This window comes from Arthrobacter sp. R4 (assembly GCF_051365025.1).
Classification (GTDB): domain Bacteria; phylum Actinomycetota; class Actinomycetes; order Actinomycetales; family Micrococcaceae; genus Arthrobacter.
Genome location: NZ_JBLWIJ010000039.1, coordinates 24,402 through 42,359, shown reverse-complemented (window position 1 = coordinate 42,359; position 17,958 = coordinate 24,402). Strand labels below are relative to the sequence as shown.

Genomic DNA, 17,958 nt, shown 5'->3' with positions numbered 1-17,958 from the left:
CGGCGAACATGAGCACAGGTACAGAGAGCAGGGCCGCCGCCCTGACGCCGGCACGGCCCGACCCCGGGACCTCCTCCCGGCTCGCGGCACCGGCGACGCGTCCGACGTCGACACCCAGCACCCCGCCGGACGACGGGCAGGGAAGCGGGCCGGGGGACGCGACCCTCCGCCCCCGCGCCAGCTTGAAGGTACGGTTCAACCGGGACCGTTCCCTGGTGTTCATGGCCTTGCCGGCCGTGATCCTGCTGGGCGTCTTCGCCTACCTGCCCATGCTGGGCAACGTGGTGGCCTTCCAGGACTATTCGCCCTTCGTTGGCATCCCGGACAGCCCCTGGGTGGGCATGGAGAACTTCAGCCGGGTGATGGCCGATCCGGAGTTCTGGCTCGCCGTCAAGAACACGCTGGTGATCACCGCATTCCAGCTGGTTTTCTTCTTCCCCATTCCCATCGCCTTGGCCATGCTGCTGAACTCCCTGGTCAACCCCCGGTTGCGGGCGGCCATCCAGGCCGTGGTGTACCTGCCGCACTTCTTTTCCTGGGTGCTGGTGGTCTCCGTCTTCCAGCAGATCTTCGGCGGCGCGGGGCTGCTCAACCAGTCGCTGCGCGCCAACGGCTGGCAGGCCATGGACGTGATGACCAACCCGGACACGTTCCTGTTTCTCATCACCTCCCAGGCGATCTGGAAGGACGCCGGCTGGGGCATCATCGTGTTCCTGGCGGCCCTCAGCGCGATCGATCCCGCCCAGTATGAGGCGGCGGCCGTGGACGGTGCCAACCGCTGGAAGCGTATGTGGCATGTGACCCTCCCGGGGCTGCGGAGCGTCATTGTGCTGCTGCTGATCCTGCGGCTGGGCGACTCACTGACCGTGGGCTTCGAGCAGATGATCCTGCAGCGTGACGCCGTGGGTGCGGACGCCTCCGAGGTCCTGGACACGTTCGTCTACTACACGGGCGTGCAGAACGGTGACTGGAGCTACGCGGCGGCGGCCGGACTGATCAAGGGCCTGGTCAGCCTGGCCCTGATCCTGGCAGCAAACAAGGTGGCCCACATATTCGGCGAAAGCGGAGTGTATTCCAAATGAGCGCAACCACAACCAAACCACTTGCCTCCTCAAAATCGCTGCGGCTCCGGCCGGAACGGCCGGCCTGGGACGAAGAGCCGGGACGCCTGGCGAAAACGGTCAAGGCAGTGGTGCTCGCCGCCGTCGTCCTTGCTGTCCTGGGGCCGCTGTACACCATCGTGCTGACCAGCGTCTCCTCGCAGGCCACCATCACACGCGCCGGCGGCCTGGTCCTGATTCCCGGCGAAATCACCCTCACTGCCTACCAGCAGATCCTCAGCGGCGGCGTGGTCACCCGGGCCGTGCTGGTGTCCGTGGGCGTGACCGCCACCGGCACCCTGCTGAGCATGGTGGTGTCCGTGCTCTGTGCTTATGGCCTGTCCCGGCCGGGTTCCTTCGCCCACACCCCCATACTCTTCACCCTGCTGGTCACCATGTTCTTCAGCGCCGGCATCATCCCGGCCTACCTGCTGGTGTCCAGCCTGGGCCTGATCAACACCTACTGGGCACTGATCCTGCCCAGCTGCATCTCGGTGTTCAACATCATCATCCTGCGCGGGTTCTTCATGGGGATCGACAGGGGCATCCTGGACAGCGCCCGGATCGACGGGGCCAGTGAATGGCGCACGCTGACCCAGATTGTCCTGCCCATGTCCAAGGCCGTCACCGCCGTCATCGCCCTGTTCTACGGCGTGGGCTACTGGAACGCGTTCTTCAACGCCGTCCTCTACATCAACGACAGCGCCATGAACCCGCTCCAGGTGGTGCTGCGCTCCTACGTGCTGCAGGGCGTCTCAGTGCCCGGCCAGATCGACGTCGGCGACGGCGCCGCGGCTTCCCCCGCCCTGCAGATGGCCGTGATCGTCCTGGCCATGGTCCCCATCCTGCTGGTGTACCCGTTTGTGCAGAAGCACTTCACCAAGGGCGTGATGATCGGGGCGGTGAAGGGATGACCGGCGTGTGGCTACCCGGCCTGATGGGAGCCGGTTTGCTGTTAGACGACCGGGGCGGTCGTCTCGCCTTCCGCCAGAGTGGGCGCAATGAGCCGCAGCTCGGCCGGTTTGTCCAGGCTGAGCCGGTCCATCACCATCTCCACGGCCGCCCGGCCGATGTCCATCGCGGGAATGGAAACTGCGGTCCAGGGATGGGCCGCGGCCATGGCCACGTCCGCCGGTGCAATCACCGCGACCGAGATGTCCTCCGGGATGGACAGGCCGCGGACGCCAAGGTTCTCCCGCAGCATGGGGAGCAGGCCCTCGTTATGGACCAGGAGCGCGGTGATGCTTTCAGGCCCGGAGAACACCCGGTCCAACGCCTTGCCAAGGTCACGCGAGTTGGCTTCGCAGGCCTCGGCCACGTGGGCGATTTCCGCGGCACGGCACGCATCCTGGAACCCCTGCAGGGCCCGGTCAGCGTAGGTGGCATGCCGGCGCAAGGATGCTGGCGGGGAACCAATGAACGCGATGCCGCGGTGGCCCAGGTCCGCCAGGTGACGGACAGCGGTGCGGGACGCGGCGGCGAAGTCGAAGTCCACGCAGCTCAGGCCGCGCGGATCATCCGGCATCCCGATCAGCACGGCCGGTTTCTGCAGCTTGGCAAGCACCGGGATGCGCGGATCACGGGCCTCGATGTCCATCATGAGCAGCCCGTCCACCATGGACTGCGACGTCACGCGCTCGATGCTTCCGGCGTCGTCCTGGGTCAGCAGCAGCACATCCTGGTTGAACGTCCGGGCCGTGGTGACCACGGCGGTGACGAACTGCATAACGACGCCGACATTGACGTCCGCACGCAGGGGCACCACCAGGCCCAGCACGTTGGAACGGCTCGAGGCCAGCGCACGGGCGCTGGACCGAGGGCTGTAACGCAGCTTCCGCATGGCCGCTTCGACAGTTTCCCGGGTTTCCTTCGATATGGTCCGCTTCCCGCTCATCACGTAGGACACGGTGCTCGTGGATACACCGGCCTCGCGGGCCACATCATTGATCGTGGCCGCTGTTGAAGCCCTTCGATTGTCCATCCCCCTATTTAACCAAGGATTTCCATGTCTCCCAGCAGCCACAGCCTGAACAGCCTGACGGATCGAACCGGCTTGTTGTTCGGTGCTGACTACAACCCCGAGCAGTGGCCGGCCGACACCTGGCCGGAGGACATCCGGCTGATGCAGGAGGCAGGTATCAACCTGGTCACCGTGGGAGTGTTCAGCTGGGCCCTGCTGGAGCCCCGCGAAGGTGCCCGGAACTTCGGCTGGCTGGACCGGCTCCTGGATCTGCTGCACGAGGGCGGCATCCGCGTCTGCCTGGCAACGCCCACGGCATCGCCGCCGGCCTGGCTGGGCCGCGAGTATCCGGAAACCTTGCCCACGGACGCGGCCGGCAGCACGCTTTGGTATGGCTCGCGCAACCAGTTCAACCCGTCATCCGCCAAGTACCGGCAGGCCGCCGCTGCCATCACGGAGTCCCTGGCCCGGCGCTACGCGGGGCATCCCGCCCTCGCGATGTGGCACGTGGGAAACGAGCTCGGACAGGTGAGCTACGACGACGAAACCGCGCGCGCCTTTCGTGCCTGGCTGACCCGGCGCTACATCACGCTGGACGGACTCAACCGTGCCTGGGGTACTTCCTTTTGGAGCCAGAACTACGGCAGCTGGGAAGAGATCCTGCCTCCGCGCAAAGCGCCGTACCTGATCAACCCCAGCCAAGCACTGGACTTCCAACGGTTCACCTCGGACCAGTTGCTGTCCCTGTTCTGTGCGGAGCGGGACATCATCCGCCGCTACGACACCGCCAGCCCGGTGACCACCAACCTGATGGGGTTCTTCCGCGGGGCGGACTACTTCGCCTTCGCGAAGGAGTCGGACGTCGTGGCCAATGACTGGTACACCGACCCGGCGGATCCGGAGTCGCACCGGTTTGGATCGCTGACCCACGACCTCTGCCGGGGACTCTCAGGTGGCACCCCATGGCTCCTCATCGAGTCCGCCACCTCCGGGGTGAACTGGCGGGAGCACAACGTGCCGAAGCAGCCCGGCGAACTCCGGGTTGATGCCCTCTCGGCCGTCGCCCGGGGCGCCGATGGCGTCTGTTTCTTCCAGTTCCGCCAGTCCCGCTTCGGCGCCGAACGCTTCCACTCCGCGGTGGTGCCGCTCGCGGGCGAGCACACGCGGGTGTTCGGCGAGGCCGCGGCCCTGGGCAAGGACCTCCAAGCTTTGCGCCAGCTGGCCGGGACACCCTGCACGGCCAAGATCGCGGTCCTGTTCGACTGGGACAGCTGGTGGGCCGCCGAATCACCGGACACTCCCACCAACCGGCTCCAGGTGCTGGAGCAGCTCCAGGCGTATTACGCGCCCCTGCACCGGAACGGCCTGGCCGTCGAAGTAGTCCATCCCTCGGCGGACCTGGGCCGGTTTGAGCTGGTCCTGGCTCCCAGCCTGTTCCTGCTCAGCCAGGAGCACGCGGACGGGCTGGGCGCGTACGTCCAGGGCGGCGGCCACCTGGTGGTAGGGCCCTTCAGCGCAGTGGCGGACCGCAACGGCCACCTCGCTTCCGGCCGCTTCCCGGCGATACTCGCAGACCTGCTGGGCGTGGACGGCGAGGAATGGATCCCGCTTGGATCACCGGTGGGGATCCGGTTTGGGGAGGCACCCGCCGGGCAGGCCCGGACCTGGGCGGAAGACCTGGCACTGAACAGCAGCACCGCCGAGGTGGTGGCGCACTTTGCCGAGGGCCGGCTGGAAGGCCGTCCCGTCGTCGTACATCACCAAACCGGTGCCGGGCACTCCTGGTATGTGGGGGCCGACCTTCCCCCCGAGGCACTGGAGCAGGTTGTGGCGGATGCGCTGGAGTCGGCGGGAATCCGGTATCCCCTGGCCGCGCCGTTGCCGGACCAGGTGGAGGCGGCAAGCCGCGGTGGGCACCTGTTCCTGCTGAACCATTCCGGTGAGCCGCAGGACGTCCGGCTCGGATGGGCGTCCGTGGACCTGCTTACCGGCGCAGCCCACGGCGATCAGCTCATCCTGCCGCCCTTCGGCGCGCTGGTGCTCAAGGAACCCGCCTCCAACGAACTTTCCAACTTGAAGAACCCCCGAAACAGAGGAACAGCATGAAATTCACGGACGGCTACTGGCTCCACAAAAAGGGCCTCTCCGCACTCCACCCGCGGGATGTGTCCGATGTGGAGACAACCGACGGCAAGCTCACCGTCTACGCACCCACGCAGAAGATCAGATCGCGCGGCGACGCCCTGAACTGCCCGCAGCTGACCATCAGCTTCGAGTCGCCGTTACCGGACGTCATTGGTGTGACGATCGAACACTTCCAGGGCGGTGTGCAGAAGGGGCCGCACTTCGGGCTCAAGGAAGGCGGCGCGGACGTCAGCATCACCAACGACGGCGGCACCGCCACGTTCACCTCCGGCGGCCTCACCGCACACATCAGCACCTCGGGCGACTGGAACGTGGATTTCGTGGGGGACGGCCGGCTGCTGACCAGTTCGGTGCCCCGCAGCATCGGCGTCATCACCGACGACGACGGCCGGCACTTTGTGCACGAACAGCTGACCCTCGGCGTGGGAACCAATGTCTACGGGCTGGGGGAGCGGTTTGGCCCGCTGGTGAAGAACGGGCAGTCGATCGACATTTGGAACGAAGACGGCGGCACCTCAAGCGACCTCGCCTATAAGAACGTGCCGTTCTTCATCACCAACGCGGGCTACGGCGTGTTCGTAAACCACCCGGAGCGGGTGTCGTACGAGATCGGGTCCGAGGTGGTGTCCCGCACGCAGTTCAGCGTTGAGGGCCAGCGGCTGCAGTACTTCGTGATCCATGGGCCTACCCCCAAGGACATCCTGCGCCGCTACACGGAGCTGACCGGCCGGCCGGCCCGGGTACCGGCCTGGTCCTACGGGCTGTGGCTGTCCACGTCCTTCACCACGGACTACGACGAGAAAACCGTGATGTCCTTCATCGACGGCATGGCCGAACGCAAGCTTCCGCTCTCCGTATTCCACTTTGACTGCCATTGGATGAGGGCGTTCCATTGGAGCGATTTCGTCTGGGACCCGGCCACCTTCCCGGACCCTGAAGGCATGCTGCGGCGCCTGCACGAGCGGGGCCTGAAGGTGTGTGTCTGGATCAACCCGTACATCGCCCAGCGCTCGCACTTGTTCCGCGAGGGTGAAGAGCGGGGCTACCTCGTCAAGCGGGCGGACGGCTCTGTATGGCAGTGGGACATGTGGCAGGCGGGCATGGGCCTGGTGGATTTCACCAACCCGGACGCCGTGACCTGGTACCAGGACAAGCTGCGCACCCTGCTGAACCAGGGCGTGGATTCCTTCAAGACCGATTTCGGCGAGCGGATCCCCACGGACGTGGCCTGGCACGACGGCTCCGATCCGCAGAAAATGCACAACTATTACGCGCAGCTCTACAATCAAACGGTGTTCGACCTGCTCTCCAAGGAGCTCGGCGAAGGCCAGGCCGTGCTCTTTGCCCGCTCCGCTACCGCCGGAGGTCAGCAGCTTCCGGTGCACTGGGGCGGCGACTGCGAGTCCACGTTCTCCGCCATGTCCGAATCCCTCCGCGGCGGACTGTCCCTGGCATCCTCGGGATTCGCGTTCTGGAGCCACGACATCGGCGGGTTCGAGGGCACTCCGGATCCGGAACTGTTCAAGCGGTGGATCGCGTTTGGGCTGCTGTCCTCCCATTCCCGGCTGCACGGCTCCAACTCGTACCGTGTGCCGTGGCTGGTGGACGACGAATCCAGCGACGTGCTCCGCCACTTCACCGGGCTGAAGATGCGGCTCATGCCGTACCTTTTGGCCTCAGCCGAGGACGCGCACCAGACAGGATCACCCCTGATGCGGCCCATGTTCCTCGAGTTCCCCGAAGACCCCGCCTGTGCCTACCTCGACCGGCAATACATGCTCGGATCGGAGCTGCTGGTTGCACCGGTGATGGGGGCCGGCGGGTCGGTGGATTTCTACCTCCCGGCCGGCACCTGGACCCACCTGGAAAGCGGCGAGCAGCTGGCCGGCCCGCAGTGGCACCGCAAGGAATTCTCGGTGCTGGAGGCCGCGGTGTACGTCCGCGAGGGGGCGGTCTTGCCGCTCGGAACCGTGACGGACCGGCCGGAGTACGACTGGGCCACGGACGTGGAGTTCCACGCCTTCGCCGCTGTTGAGGGCCAGCGCAGGACTGTGGTGGTTCCCAAGGCCGACGGCGGTTTTGCCCGGTTTGAGGTGACGGTGGAAGGCGGCCGGCCGGTCGCCGTCGCGCTCTGACAGCCGGTGCCCGGGCGGCCATGTATGGGCGGCCCGGGCACCCTTTTGCCCGGGTTCCGCGTCCCTTCCGCATCCAATGCACAGCCTCTGGTCAGGGTCATCGGCGGTGCCTAAACTGGCAGGACCATCGTGCGGAGCCTGCCGCCTGTTGATGCCGTCTGTTGCCCCGCGCGGATCAGTCCAACCGAGGAAGCATCATGCGCCGAACAGTACAACGCCGTACCGCCATCGCGTTCATCGCCTTAATGGCACTGCTCACGCCGTCCCTGCCCGCCACCGCGGCGCCGCCTTCCGGCGTCATCGTGCTCGACGGCGCCACCTCCGCCGAGGGGATCGCCGCCGGCCGGGGAACCACCTTCTACGCCGGGGAACTGGCCACCGGCGACATCTTCCAGGGCGACATCCGCACCGGAATCGCCACGGAGATCATTGACGGTCCGGATGATCGAATGGCTGTAGGAATGAAGTTTGATGCCGGCAGCAATCTGCTGTTCGTAGCTGGTGGGGCTGGCGGCAATGCCTACGTTTACAACACCGCGACGCTGGAACTCGTAGAGGAGATCCCGCTCGCACCAGGCTTCATCAACGACGTCGCGCTCACCCCGGACGGGGCATGGTTCACGAATTCCGCCGCTGCCGAGCTGTACTTGGTTCCGGTCAGCCACCGCGGTGAACTGGGTGATGTTGTGACGCTTCCGCTGAGCGGTCCTGCGGCCGACGCAGGGGACCAGTTCAACCTCAACGGCATTGCCTCGGCCAAGGGCGGCCGGGTGCTGTTTGTGTCCCACTCGGGTAATGGGGAGATCTACACGGTCAACCCGGACACCGGCACCAGCGCACTTGTTGAAGGGGTAAGCGTTCCAAACGTGGACGGCATCCTGGTTCAGGGCCAGCGTCTCTGGGCTGTCCAGAACTTCTCGGACCAGATCAGCCGGATCGACCTCGCCAATAATTTCTCGTCCGGCGTTGTCGAGGATGTCATCACCAGCACCAGTTTCAACACTCCAGCGACGGCTGCCCTGTTCGGCAACACGCTTGCGGCAGTGAACGCCCAGTTCCTGCTTCCGGACACCGAATATGAGGTGGTCCTGGTCCCCGCACGCCTGTAGGACCATTTAGCCCCAACCGGCTGGCAGCAGGCGTCGTCAAAAATGGATTTCGTGACGTCCGCTGCCAGCCCAGTTTTGGGTGTCCTGCCAGGATTGACCGGCCGCGCTAAATGGTTCGCGGGGCGTTAGCCAGGTTTTCCTTCAATTCAGCCTCGGTCTGCCGGATCACGTAGGCCGGGCGGTCCCGCTCCACGCGCCAGCTCTCGGACAGCAGCCCAATGTTAACGGTGTCGAAGCCGAACTCGTCGTATAGCCGGGTCACCAGTTCGGCGGCCTCGGGGTAGTCGCTGGCCGTGGCAAGGGCGCGGCGGTTTTCTGTTCCGGTGGGCGTGCCGTCCGTGGTGATGTCCTTGGCCATGATGTGGTTGAAGCCCTTGGCGACCTTGGATTCGGGCAAGTGTTCCTGAAGCAGTCCGGAGGTGGTGGCCTCGCCGTTGTCCAGTGCGGGAATGTGCCCGTCCCGCTCCCAGTAGTAGTTGTTGGTGTCGATCACGATCTTGCCGGCCAGCGGCGCCACGGGAATGTCCCGGTAGTTCCTCAGCGGAACTGTGACGACGGCGAAATCGCCTGCCGCCGCTGCCTCCGCCGGGGTCGCGGCCCGGGCTTTAGGGCCCAGTTCCGTTACCAGTTCCGTGAGGGTCTCCGGCCCGCGTGAGTTGCTGATGACCACGTCATAGCCGAGCGCCACCGCCTTCCGGGCAACCTGGCTTCCGATGTGTCCTGCTCCGATGATTCCAATTGTTGTCATGTCCGGGCCAACAGCGGCGCCCACGGAGATATTTCAGGGCTTTCGCGGGAATAATCCGGTGATGCTGTGAAACCTCAGACGAGGTCCGGGGCGCTGGCGACGATGTAGTCCGCGGCAGCGGGTCCGGTCATATTCAGGTTGTTGTGTTCGGCAGTGATCCCATGGTCTTTGAGGGCCTTCCACAGGGAAGGCGGATCCTGGGGTTCAACGTGGTTGATCAGGCACCAGCTCGTATAAAGGCCATAGAGCTCATCGCGGCCCAATCCCGTTCCAGAGTCCCGCTGCGGCGTCACGGATTCAGCCAGGAAACGTTCAAAATGGGTGGCAGGCACAGTTGCTCACTTTCGGCGTTACGCGGGCGCCGTACTGCTTCAGCGCTGGAGCCCGCCGGGCAGGCGGGTCATGCTTCGACGCTAAGACAGTACCGGCCGCCGTGTCCAGTCATGGCGGCCGGGACTGTGGCAGGACTGCGGAATGAATGTGGTCCGCAGTCAGCCGGCCGCAGGCTGCAGCACCCCTGCGGCGGCCAGCCTGGCCGCGAATGCCGGCGCGGCGGCGTCGAGCTTTGACACCGCGAGCAGGCGTGCCTGCTCAGGATCGGAGCCCAGCACCGTGGGGGCGAAGCGGACATGGGTGGCATCCTGAATGCCCACGAAGTCCAGCCAGTCGGCGAAGAAGGTGCTGCTGAAGTCCCGGCCGAACGCCGGGGCAACGCCCGGCGCGTAAACCCCGCTGGTGTGGATGGCCACGGCCTGCCTGCCCGTCATGAGCCCGGTGTAGCCGGCCTGGGGATCGAAGCCGAAGCTCCAGCCCGGCTGGGTAACCACGTCGATCCACTGCTTGAGAACGTAGGGGATGCCGGAATTCCACATGGGGATGTTGAAGACATACGCGTCCGCGGCTGCGAACTGGTCGAACACCGCCCGGGCCGCGTCCCAGGCCCGCGTCTGCTCGCTGGTTTGCTGCTGCCCGGTGAAGATGGCCATCTTGGCGCCGGCGGCCGTGGTGCCAAACTCCGGGAGCGCACCGGAATCGAACAGATTCAGGGTCTCCACGTCGACGTCGCCGCCGGATGACTCCCGGAGGGAGTCGATGAACGTGCGGGCCAGCTTCAGCGAGCTGCTGTGGGAACCGCGGGGAGACGCATTGATATGGAGGAGGGTGGGCATGGGTGTCCTTTCGAAAGTGCCGGGATTGCTTAACTGATCTTCGCGGGCAGGCGGTGCCTTCGTAAGAAGGCACTTTGAAGTGCCTATGGCACCTGAACGTGCCTTGCCAGCGGGTCCGCAGCTAATCTGGTGCTTCATGCCGGAACACGAGGGGGGACGTAGAGATGAGCCTCACGGCCGAACAGAAGCACCTGCAGCATCGGGCCACGTATAACGCCGCGCTGGAGCATTGCCCCGCCCGGCAACTCCTGGAGACCATCAGCAGCAAGTGGGTCACCCTGGTCCTGTTGGAACTCGCCGAAGGCCCGCGCCGGCATAGCGAACTGCGGCGCAGGGTTGCGGGGGCCAGCCAGAAGATGCTGACCTCCACGCTTCGTTCGCTGGAACGGGACGGCCTGGTGCTGCGCCACGTAACAGCCTCGGTCCCGGTCCGCACCGACTATGAACTCAGCCCGCTGGGCCGCTCGCTCCTTGGCGTGGTGTATGGGCTCAAGGACTGGGCCGAAGCGTCCATGCCCGCAGTGGAACTCGCCCGCCTCGAGCACGACCACCTGGCTGGCGAAACCCCCGGGCTACCTGAGGCCGCCCCCGGCAAGATCGAAACGAAACGGAACAATTTCTCCCATATTTGATCGTGAAGGCCTTGACCGACCTTCTCATGCCCTGATAAACCTTAGGGGCGGAAAGCGCTTTCTTTCCACTCCGAAACCTCCAGGGAAATCCGGGAGTGCTCGATCGGCGTCGGAATGAAACGTTACAAAAACGACCGCGCGGCAGACTCAGCTGCCGCCAGCATCAAAGGAGATGTTCTTTGGCATACCCCGCGAAATATTCCCTACCCACGAGACCCAAAAAGATACGGAAAACGGCGCCCTTGGCTGCCGCAGCAACCCTGGCCGCAGCTGCCTTGGCCCTCACCGGTGTACCGCTGGCTCAGGCGGCCCCCACCCTCCCGCCAATGCCTGAACAGTCCGGGCTGAACGTGCAGAAGCGTCAGGTCGAAAGCCTGGATCGCGCCCCCGTAGCGGTCCTCACGGACCAGGGCGTCACCGTCAGCTGGCGGATGCTGGGCCTGGATCCTGACAGCATCGGCTTCCATGTAATCCGCGACGGCGTCCAGCTCACCGCGGACCCGGTCCGCAACAGCACCACCTACGTCGACCCCGCCGGAACGGCAACCTCGAAGTACGTCATCCGGGCAGTGGGAAACGGAGACGGACTGGATCAGGTCGTGACCGGGGAGTTCAGCCCGCTCGCCCAGAACTACCTCGCCATCAAGCTGGACAAGCCGGCGGACGGCGTCACGCCCGCCGGGGCGGCCTACACCTACACCGCCAACGATGCCACCGTGGCTGACCTGGACGGCGACGGCGCCTATGAGATCGTCCAGCTCTGGAACCCGTCCAACGCCAAGGACAACTCGCAGTCCGGCTACACCGGCAACGTTTACGTGGATGCCTACAAGATGGATGGCACCAAGCTCTGGCGCATCGATCTCGGCCGAAACATCCGTGCCGGGGCGCACTACACCCAGTTGCTGGCCTACGACTTTGACGGCGACGGCAAAGCTGAAGTCTCCCTGAAGACCGCCGACGGCACTCGCGACGGCGCCGGAACGGTCATCGGCGATCCGGCCGCGGATTACCGCAACAGCGCCGGTTACGTACTCTCCGGCCCCGAGTTCCTCACCGTTTTCAAGGGCGAAACCGGCACCATCATGGACACCGTCGCCTACGATCCGCCGCGCGGCAACGTCTCCGCCTGGGGGGACGGCTACGGCAACCGGGTGGACCGGTTCCTTGCCGGCGTGGCTTACCTCGACGGCGAACACCCCTCCATGATGTTCAGCCGTGGCTACTACACGCGCACGGTCCTGGTTACCTACGACCTGGTGGACGGCAAGCTGAAGCAGCGCTGGAAGTTCGATTCCGACGTCGCCGGCGCCGAGTACAAGGGCCAGGGCAACCACAACCTGTCCGTGGCCGACGTCGACCAGGATGGCAAGGACGAATTCGTCTTCGGTTCCATGACCATCGACGACAACGGCGCGCCCCTCTACAACACCAAGCTGGGCCACGGCGACGCCATCCACACGTCTGATCTGGACCCGTCGCGGCCCGGACTGGAAACCTTCGCGGTGCACGAGAGCATGAGCCAGAGCGGCAACCGCGGAGCCACCTTCCGTGACGCCGCCACCGGCGAAGTCCTCTGGAGCATCCCGGCCATTAGGGACACGGGGCGTGGAGCCGCCGGCGACATTGATCCGCGGTACGCCGGGGCCGAAGGCTGGGCCGTGGGCGGCGACGCCTCCTGGAACTCCCCGCGGGGGCAGCTGATGTCCGCCAAGGGCGTGCTGATCGCGGAGAAAATCCCGGCCGCGAACTTCCTGGCCTGGTGGGACGGGGACCTGCTGCGCGAGATCGTGGACCATGACTTCGATGCAACTGCCGGCGTCGGCGTGCCCACCATCTCCAAGTGGAACTGGGAAACCGAATCCAGCGACCGGCTGCTGACAGCCACCGGTGCCCGCAGCAACAACCACACCAAGGGCAACCCGTCGCTGCAGGCAGACCTGCTGGGTGACTGGCGCGAGGAACTGGCCTTCCCGTCGTCGGACAGCACTGAACTGCGGATCTACACCACTACGGCTCCCACCGAAGTCCGTCTCCGCACGCTGATGCACGACCCCGTGTACCGTACGGCAGTGGCCCGTGAGAACGTGGCCTACAACCAGCCGCCGCACCCGGGTTTCTTCATCGGCGAAGGCATGAAAACCCCGGCGATGCCGGCCGTCACCTATGTAGGGGGCAGCGAGTAACAGTCGTCAGCCCAAAAGCACCGCCCGCCTCCCTCGGGAAACGGGCGGTGCTTTTTGCGCCTGGAACGCCCGACGGCGAGTGGCGGCTCGGGCCGGCAGGTTCAGAGCGATCCAAGGTTGGGATTGGGCGGGAGGAAGCGGTCGTCGCGGTCATGCCGGTGCTTCCGTTCCGAGGAACTGTAGTTCTCGCCCTCGGCCGTTTCGTCCGACTCGCCCTCAATATCGACCAGTCCATTGGTCTGGTCGAACGGGTGCGCGAACCTGTTGAATTCGGGCCCTGCCGCACCCGTCCCGCCTTCCACGGATTCTGTCGCGGGGATGGACTTCCGCCACGCACCGGTGGCATGGCCCTCGTGTTCGATGAACTCCTTGAACTTTTTCAGGTCATGCTCCGCCTGCCGGGCCACCACGTGAAGCAGGTCGCCCACCTTTTCAACCATGCCCTCGGGCTGGTATTCCAAAGTGAGCGTCAGCTGGGTCTTGTTCCCGCCGGCATCCTGGAACTCCACGGCGCCTGAGTTGGTGGCACCTTCCGTGGACGCCCAGGCCACCCTGTGGTCAGGGATTTGTTCGATGATCCTGGCTTCCCACTGCCTGCGGACTCCGGCGATGTGCGCCACCCATCTCAGCCTGTCATCGCTGAGTTGGGTCACACTTTCCACACCGCCCATAAAATGGGGGAAGTCCTCAAACTGGGTCCACTGGTTGTACGCAGTGCCCACCGGTACGTCGACAACAATCCGTTTCTCCACTTTCGTGCCCACAACGTCTCCTTCGACTGGAACCGAATCTGATGAAGATCCCGGGGGTCATCAGTAGGCTTAACATAGCGCCGTTGGAGGCCGTGAACCAGAGCCACGGATTGCCCCGCGGGGGCGCCAGTCAGTGCTGTCCGAGGCCTCCTCCTACGGGCGGAAGCCCGCCCGGGCGGTTGTCCTCTTCGCGACGTTCGCCTTCGCTGTACCGCTCACCTTCGGCTGTTTCGTCGGACTCGCCCTCGGTGTCCACCAGGCCGTTGGTTTGGTCGAACGCATGCCCGATCCTGTCGTCCCCGAGATCGGCGAGCGAACCCGAGGAGGCGTCTGCCGCCGTCGTGCCCGCAGGTGAGACGGGTGACATCGGTTCTGCCGGGATAGGTGTCACAGTGACTGGCTCTGCCGGAACGGCGTCCGGTGCGGTGACGTCGCGGGCCTCGTGGGCGTCCTTGTTAGTACCCGCGCTCATGGCTGCGGCTGCGCCTGCGGCCGCCGCCACCCCTGCCGCTGCTGCCATTTTGCCGGAGAATCCTGCCTTGCCTGAATCGCCGCGGGAGGCTGCTGCGTCCTCCACGCCCGGGGTGCCCACAGCAGCGCCTTCGCCCACAGACCCCCGCCAGGCGCCGGATGCGTAGCCCTCGTCCTCGATGAATTCCTTGAACCTCTTCAGGTCGGCTTCGGCCTGGCGGTCAACCACGTGGAGCTTGTCGCCCACTTTTTCAACGAAACCCTCGGGATCGTATTCCAGGGTCAGCCGTAGGGATGTTTGGCCGCCGCCGACATCTTCGAATTCCACGGCGCCGGCGTTTGTGGCTCCTTCGGTGGCTGCCCAGGCAACCCTGCGGTCAGGGATCTGCTCCAGGATCTTTGCGGTCCACTGGCGCCGGACGCCCGCGATCTCGGCCACCCACTCCAGCCGGTCATCACTGAGCTGCTTAACGCTCTTGACGCCGCCCATGAAGTGGGGAAATTCCTCGAACTGCGTCCACTGGTTGTAGGCCGTGCTGACCGGTACGTTCACCAGAATGCGCTTTTCCACTTTCGTGCTCACAACGTCTCCTTCGATTGGAACCGGAGCTGATGAAAGAACAAAAAAATTCATCAGCATGCTTACCATACCTTCCGGCGGAGCTCACGGCCAGACCCCAACTAGGTAGCAGCAGATGTCGTTATGAGGCGCCAAAACGACATCTGCTGCTACTTAGTTGGGATGGGACGACGGCGGGAGGCTGGGTTTGGTGCGGCGGGAAGTCGGGCGGAAGTACGACGGCGGGAGGCTGGGTTTGGTTGCTCAGCGGGGGAGGTGGTCCCCGATCAGTGCCAGGTTCTGGATCACCGCCAGGCCAAACTGGGAGGCGTCGTTAGTGGAAACAGTCGGTGCTTCGTCCACCGGGAGCAGCACATACGGCGGTTCGATGGTCTGAAGGGTAAAGGCGTTTTCGTGGTTGAGATGCTCGCCGCCTTCGGCGAAGCTCTCCCACGCCCGGGCCGCCAGATCCGGATCACGGAGCCGGGCGGCTGCGTAGGCGCTGAGCCTGCTGTGGGCCTGCGTCAGGTAGATTCCGGGCAGCGGCTGCCCCACGGCGTCGATCTGTTCCTCCTCGGTGGCCAGGAACAGCCGGCAGTACTGCAACCACGCCCGCTCGAAGGCCTCGTCCGGGACCAGGTCCACCAGTTCGCTGCAGATTTCCACCAGCCCGAACACCGCTGAAAGGTGGGAGACCTGGATCCTTTCCCGGCCGGCGTCGAACCTTCCCTGATCCAGGTCGTACAGCGCCTCGCCCGTGAGGAATCCGTACTTCAGGGCGCCGATGTCGGCCATAGTCCCCAGCAGTCGGTCGCGGGAGCGGGGGTTCCCGGTGCGCTCCCAGTCGGTGAGCCACGTGGCCGCCAGGGAACCCCAATCCGTGCCCAACCCCACGCCCAGGGCATTCCGGTCCGGCCGGTAGGTGTCGGCGTCGGGCCTGACTTTTCGGACCGGGTCCAGCCCAAGGAAGTTCTGGTCGCTGTCCACCAGTTCGGACAGCAGGTCCCCGGTCCGTTCGTCCGCCGTCAGGTAGTAGTAGAACCGGCGGTAGGCGGGCGTGCTGATGCGCAGCTGCTTGGCGCTGCAGCCCCAGTGCTGGACATTGTGGCGGGAGCCAAGGCCCTTCCAGGGGCCGAGGTGGTAGACGTCCACCTCGCCGGTGTGCCTGGTCATGGCTTCGGCGAAGCGGAAGACCTCTGCCCGGCCTGAGCGCAGGTACGAGTACCAGAGCCACAGGTCCGGGGAGAGCTCCGAGTTGTCCCAGGCATAGCCGCCGACGTCGTACCGCCACACGTGCCGGTCGAAGTCGTAGGTGTGCATGACGTCCCCGTAGTTCCAGAAGCCGTACCAGCGGCGCTGCTCCACCTGGCCGGCGTAGAAGTCGAAGAGGAAGTCCAGCCTGTCCTCAAGCTCGGCCCGCGCCGGAGTGCTGCGGTCCACCGGGGCCCAATCGCCGAAGACCCGCGCTGAGTGGAGGTATTCCGGGGTGGCCTGGAGCAGCGCAGGCACGGAGGCGGCCCGTGCATCGGCGGCGAGGGTTTCCGTGGCTGGCGTGGAGCCGTAGGCGAACAGAGTTAACTCATGTGTGCGGGCTATGCCAGCGGGGTTGCCGAAGCCGGGTTCATAGTCCTCGTACGTAATTTCCAGGCCTTCGAGCTGTTCCTCGAAGGTGTCCTGGCCCAGGCCGTCGTGATAGAAACGCAGGTCCATCGGCTGGGCCTCCGGGGAGTACAGCCAGGCCGTCAGCGACGCGCCGTCCGTGGCGGCGTTCCGGATGTCCAGCTGTCCCGGGTGCGACTGCCAGAAGTCACGGATCCCCACGCCCAGTCCGCCTCGCGTATCGCTCAGGGAGCAGAAGCCCGCCGCCCTGGTTCCGCCGGAAATGCCTACCCACGCATGGCCCGCCGCGGTGCGTTTGCGCAGCTCGAAGCCGTCGGCACTTAGCTGGCTGAGCGTGAAGTCGTTCCAGGCCGGAATGAGGTGCAGCCTGCCCGAGACCTCCTCGTTCCATTCGGCCAGGGGAGGGGTGGGACGGCCCGCCAGCTGCGCCCGGCGTACGTCCTCGCCGGGATCGCGACGGAGGCCGGTCAGCCCGCGCACGGCTTCGGACAGGAAGCCGCCGTCCGCGCCGGCGATCCGGATGTGCCGGTCATAGAGTTCGCTCTGGAGCGGCACGGTGAAGCGCACGCCGAGCCCGGCGAGGAAATCCTGCTCGGCGTCGCCGTCCCAGATGAACGAGTGGACCATCCGAACGCTCCGCGCCCCCGCGTAAAAGTAGAACCGAACCACGAACGGCAGCCAGTCCCGTTTGTCGCTCGTGGGCGAATCCGGCCGGTGCGTGCCTTCAAGCCGCACCACTGCGCGGACGGGGCCGCTTTGTTCAAGCACGACGGCGGTGACCTCGCCGGTGAATCCCTCCCGGCTGACTGAGCAGGCGCCGTCCGCGATGCCGTCCTGGAGCAGGCTGACCAGGCGTCCGTCGGAAGCCACTGTGGTTCCGCCGCGGGAGAGTGAGCTGAACAGGGTGGAACCGCTGCGATTGATGACCATTTCCAGCGGGCCAGTGGACACCGTGATGCTGTCATTGCGCTCCGCGACGGTGACCCCCGGTGAGGTGCCCGCGGCCGGTGAGGTGCCGACGTCGTGCGTCACTTCGTACTCCCGGGACGGGGAATCCGTGGCCGGCAGGGCAATGCCCGCCCACTTGAGTGAGCCATCAGGCCATGTGGCCAGCGGCCAGGCCTGGCTGGCTACCGGCTGCCCGAAGGAGTCCCGGACCGCCACAGCATCGGCGCTGGCCACCGTTCCGCGGGCGAACGGCATGCCCCACGTGGTTCCGCCGCTGAGTTCCAGGGGTGCTTCGCCGTCGATCCACCCGACAGTGGTGTTTAGAGTCATCGTGTCCAATTCCGCTGGGAAGCCGCTCCTGGCACGCGCCTCGATGCGACGTGGGAAAGCGGTTTCTTGTATCGATTCAACCTAACTGGAATGA

At 65.5% G+C, this 17,958-nt stretch carries 14 protein-coding genes; 7 read left to right on the top strand and 7 right to left on the bottom strand.

The window, feature by feature from the left end; translation table 11 throughout:
- The first annotated feature begins 8 nt into the window (after positions 1–8).
- Together ACLKOZ_RS20595 and ACLKOZ_RS20590 are read left to right on the top strand one after the other, a co-directional pair.
- Positions 9–1,082 (top strand): ABC transporter permease, encoded by a 1,074-nt coding sequence (locus ACLKOZ_RS20595; RefSeq protein ID WP_436477900.1) that lies wholly within the window; start codon positions 9–11, stop codon positions 1,080–1,082.
- Entirely contained in the window at positions 1,079–2,014 is a 936-nt protein-coding gene (locus ACLKOZ_RS20590) for a carbohydrate ABC transporter permease (protein WP_436477898.1), read from the top strand. The genes ACLKOZ_RS20595 and ACLKOZ_RS20590 overlap by 4 nt, the downstream gene beginning before the upstream one ends.
- A 41-nt stretch (positions 2,015–2,055) precedes the next feature.
- On the opposite strand, the gene ACLKOZ_RS20585 is transcribed toward ACLKOZ_RS20590, so the two are convergent.
- Positions 2,056–3,081 (bottom strand): LacI family DNA-binding transcriptional regulator, encoded by a 1,026-nt coding sequence (locus ACLKOZ_RS20585; RefSeq protein ID WP_436477896.1) that lies wholly within the window; start codon positions 3,079–3,081, stop codon positions 2,056–2,058.
- A gap of 24 nt (positions 3,082–3,105) precedes the next feature.
- Between ACLKOZ_RS20585 and ACLKOZ_RS20580 the strand changes: the two genes are divergently transcribed.
- The 3 genes from ACLKOZ_RS20580 (at position 3,106) to ACLKOZ_RS20570 (ending at position 8,449) form a co-directional block, all read left to right on the top strand.
- Positions 3,106–5,166: a beta-galactosidase gene (locus ACLKOZ_RS20580; protein ID WP_436477894.1), complete on the top strand. Its 2,061-nt coding sequence runs from the start codon at positions 3,106–3,108 to the stop codon at positions 5,164–5,166.
- Positions 5,163–7,340 carry an alpha-xylosidase gene (gene yicI, locus ACLKOZ_RS20575; protein WP_436477892.1) on the top strand — a complete coding sequence of 726 codons (2,178 nt, stop codon included), beginning with the start codon at positions 5,163–5,165 and terminating at the stop codon, positions 7,338–7,340. The genes ACLKOZ_RS20580 and yicI overlap by 4 nt, the downstream gene beginning before the upstream one ends.
- Before the next feature lie 197 nt (positions 7,341–7,537).
- Positions 7,538–8,449, top strand: coding sequence for a hypothetical protein (locus ACLKOZ_RS20570; RefSeq protein WP_436477890.1), 912 nt, complete (start codon positions 7,538–7,540; stop codon positions 8,447–8,449).
- Between the two features lie 106 nt (positions 8,450–8,555).
- Here ACLKOZ_RS20570 and ACLKOZ_RS20565 read toward each other — a convergent pair whose 3' ends face one another.
- From ACLKOZ_RS20565 to ACLKOZ_RS20555, 3 genes are all read right to left on the bottom strand, one after another.
- Positions 8,556–9,197, bottom strand: a complete 642-nt coding sequence (locus tag ACLKOZ_RS20565) for an NADPH-dependent F420 reductase (RefSeq protein WP_436477888.1) — start codon at positions 9,195–9,197, stop codon at positions 8,556–8,558.
- A 74-nt stretch (positions 9,198–9,271) separates the two neighbouring features.
- Positions 9,272–9,529, bottom strand: coding sequence for a hypothetical protein (locus ACLKOZ_RS20560; RefSeq protein ID WP_337348947.1), 258 nt, complete (start codon positions 9,527–9,529; stop codon positions 9,272–9,274).
- 159 nt (positions 9,530–9,688) lie between these two features.
- Complete coding sequence (locus ACLKOZ_RS20555; protein WP_436477886.1) at positions 9,689–10,366, bottom strand: FMN-dependent NADH-azoreductase; 678 nt, start codon at positions 10,364–10,366, stop codon at positions 9,689–9,691.
- 164 nt (positions 10,367–10,530) lie between these two features.
- On the opposite strand from ACLKOZ_RS20555, the gene ACLKOZ_RS20550 reads away from it, so the two are divergent.
- Together ACLKOZ_RS20550 and ACLKOZ_RS20545 are read left to right on the top strand one after the other, a co-directional pair.
- Positions 10,531–10,998, top strand: a complete 468-nt coding sequence (locus tag ACLKOZ_RS20550; RefSeq protein WP_337348949.1) for a winged helix-turn-helix transcriptional regulator — start codon at positions 10,531–10,533, stop codon at positions 10,996–10,998.
- 179 nt (positions 10,999–11,177) lie between these two features.
- Positions 11,178–13,184: a rhamnogalacturonan lyase gene (locus tag ACLKOZ_RS20545; RefSeq protein WP_436477884.1), complete on the top strand. Its 2,007-nt coding sequence runs from the start codon at positions 11,178–11,180 to the stop codon at positions 13,182–13,184.
- Between the two features lie 101 nt (positions 13,185–13,285).
- Here ACLKOZ_RS20545 and ACLKOZ_RS20540 read toward each other — a convergent pair whose 3' ends face one another.
- The 3 genes from ACLKOZ_RS20540 to ACLKOZ_RS20530 all read right to left on the bottom strand — a co-directional run bounded on the left by ACLKOZ_RS20540 (position 13,286) and on the right by ACLKOZ_RS20530 (position 17,864).
- The gene (locus ACLKOZ_RS20540; protein WP_337352562.1) at positions 13,286–13,948 is read right to left on the bottom strand and encodes an SRPBCC family protein; all 663 of its coding nucleotides are present in this window, start codon (positions 13,946–13,948) and stop codon (positions 13,286–13,288) included.
- 118 nt (positions 13,949–14,066) lie between these two features.
- Positions 14,067–14,990, bottom strand: coding sequence for an SRPBCC family protein (locus ACLKOZ_RS20535; protein WP_436477882.1), 924 nt, complete (start codon positions 14,988–14,990; stop codon positions 14,067–14,069).
- A gap of 240 nt (positions 14,991–15,230) precedes the next feature.
- The gene (locus ACLKOZ_RS20530) at positions 15,231–17,864 is read right to left on the bottom strand and encodes a Tat pathway signal sequence domain protein (RefSeq protein ID WP_436477880.1); all 2,634 of its coding nucleotides are present in this window, start codon (positions 17,862–17,864) and stop codon (positions 15,231–15,233) included.
- Positions 17,865–17,958 lie beyond the last annotated feature (94 nt).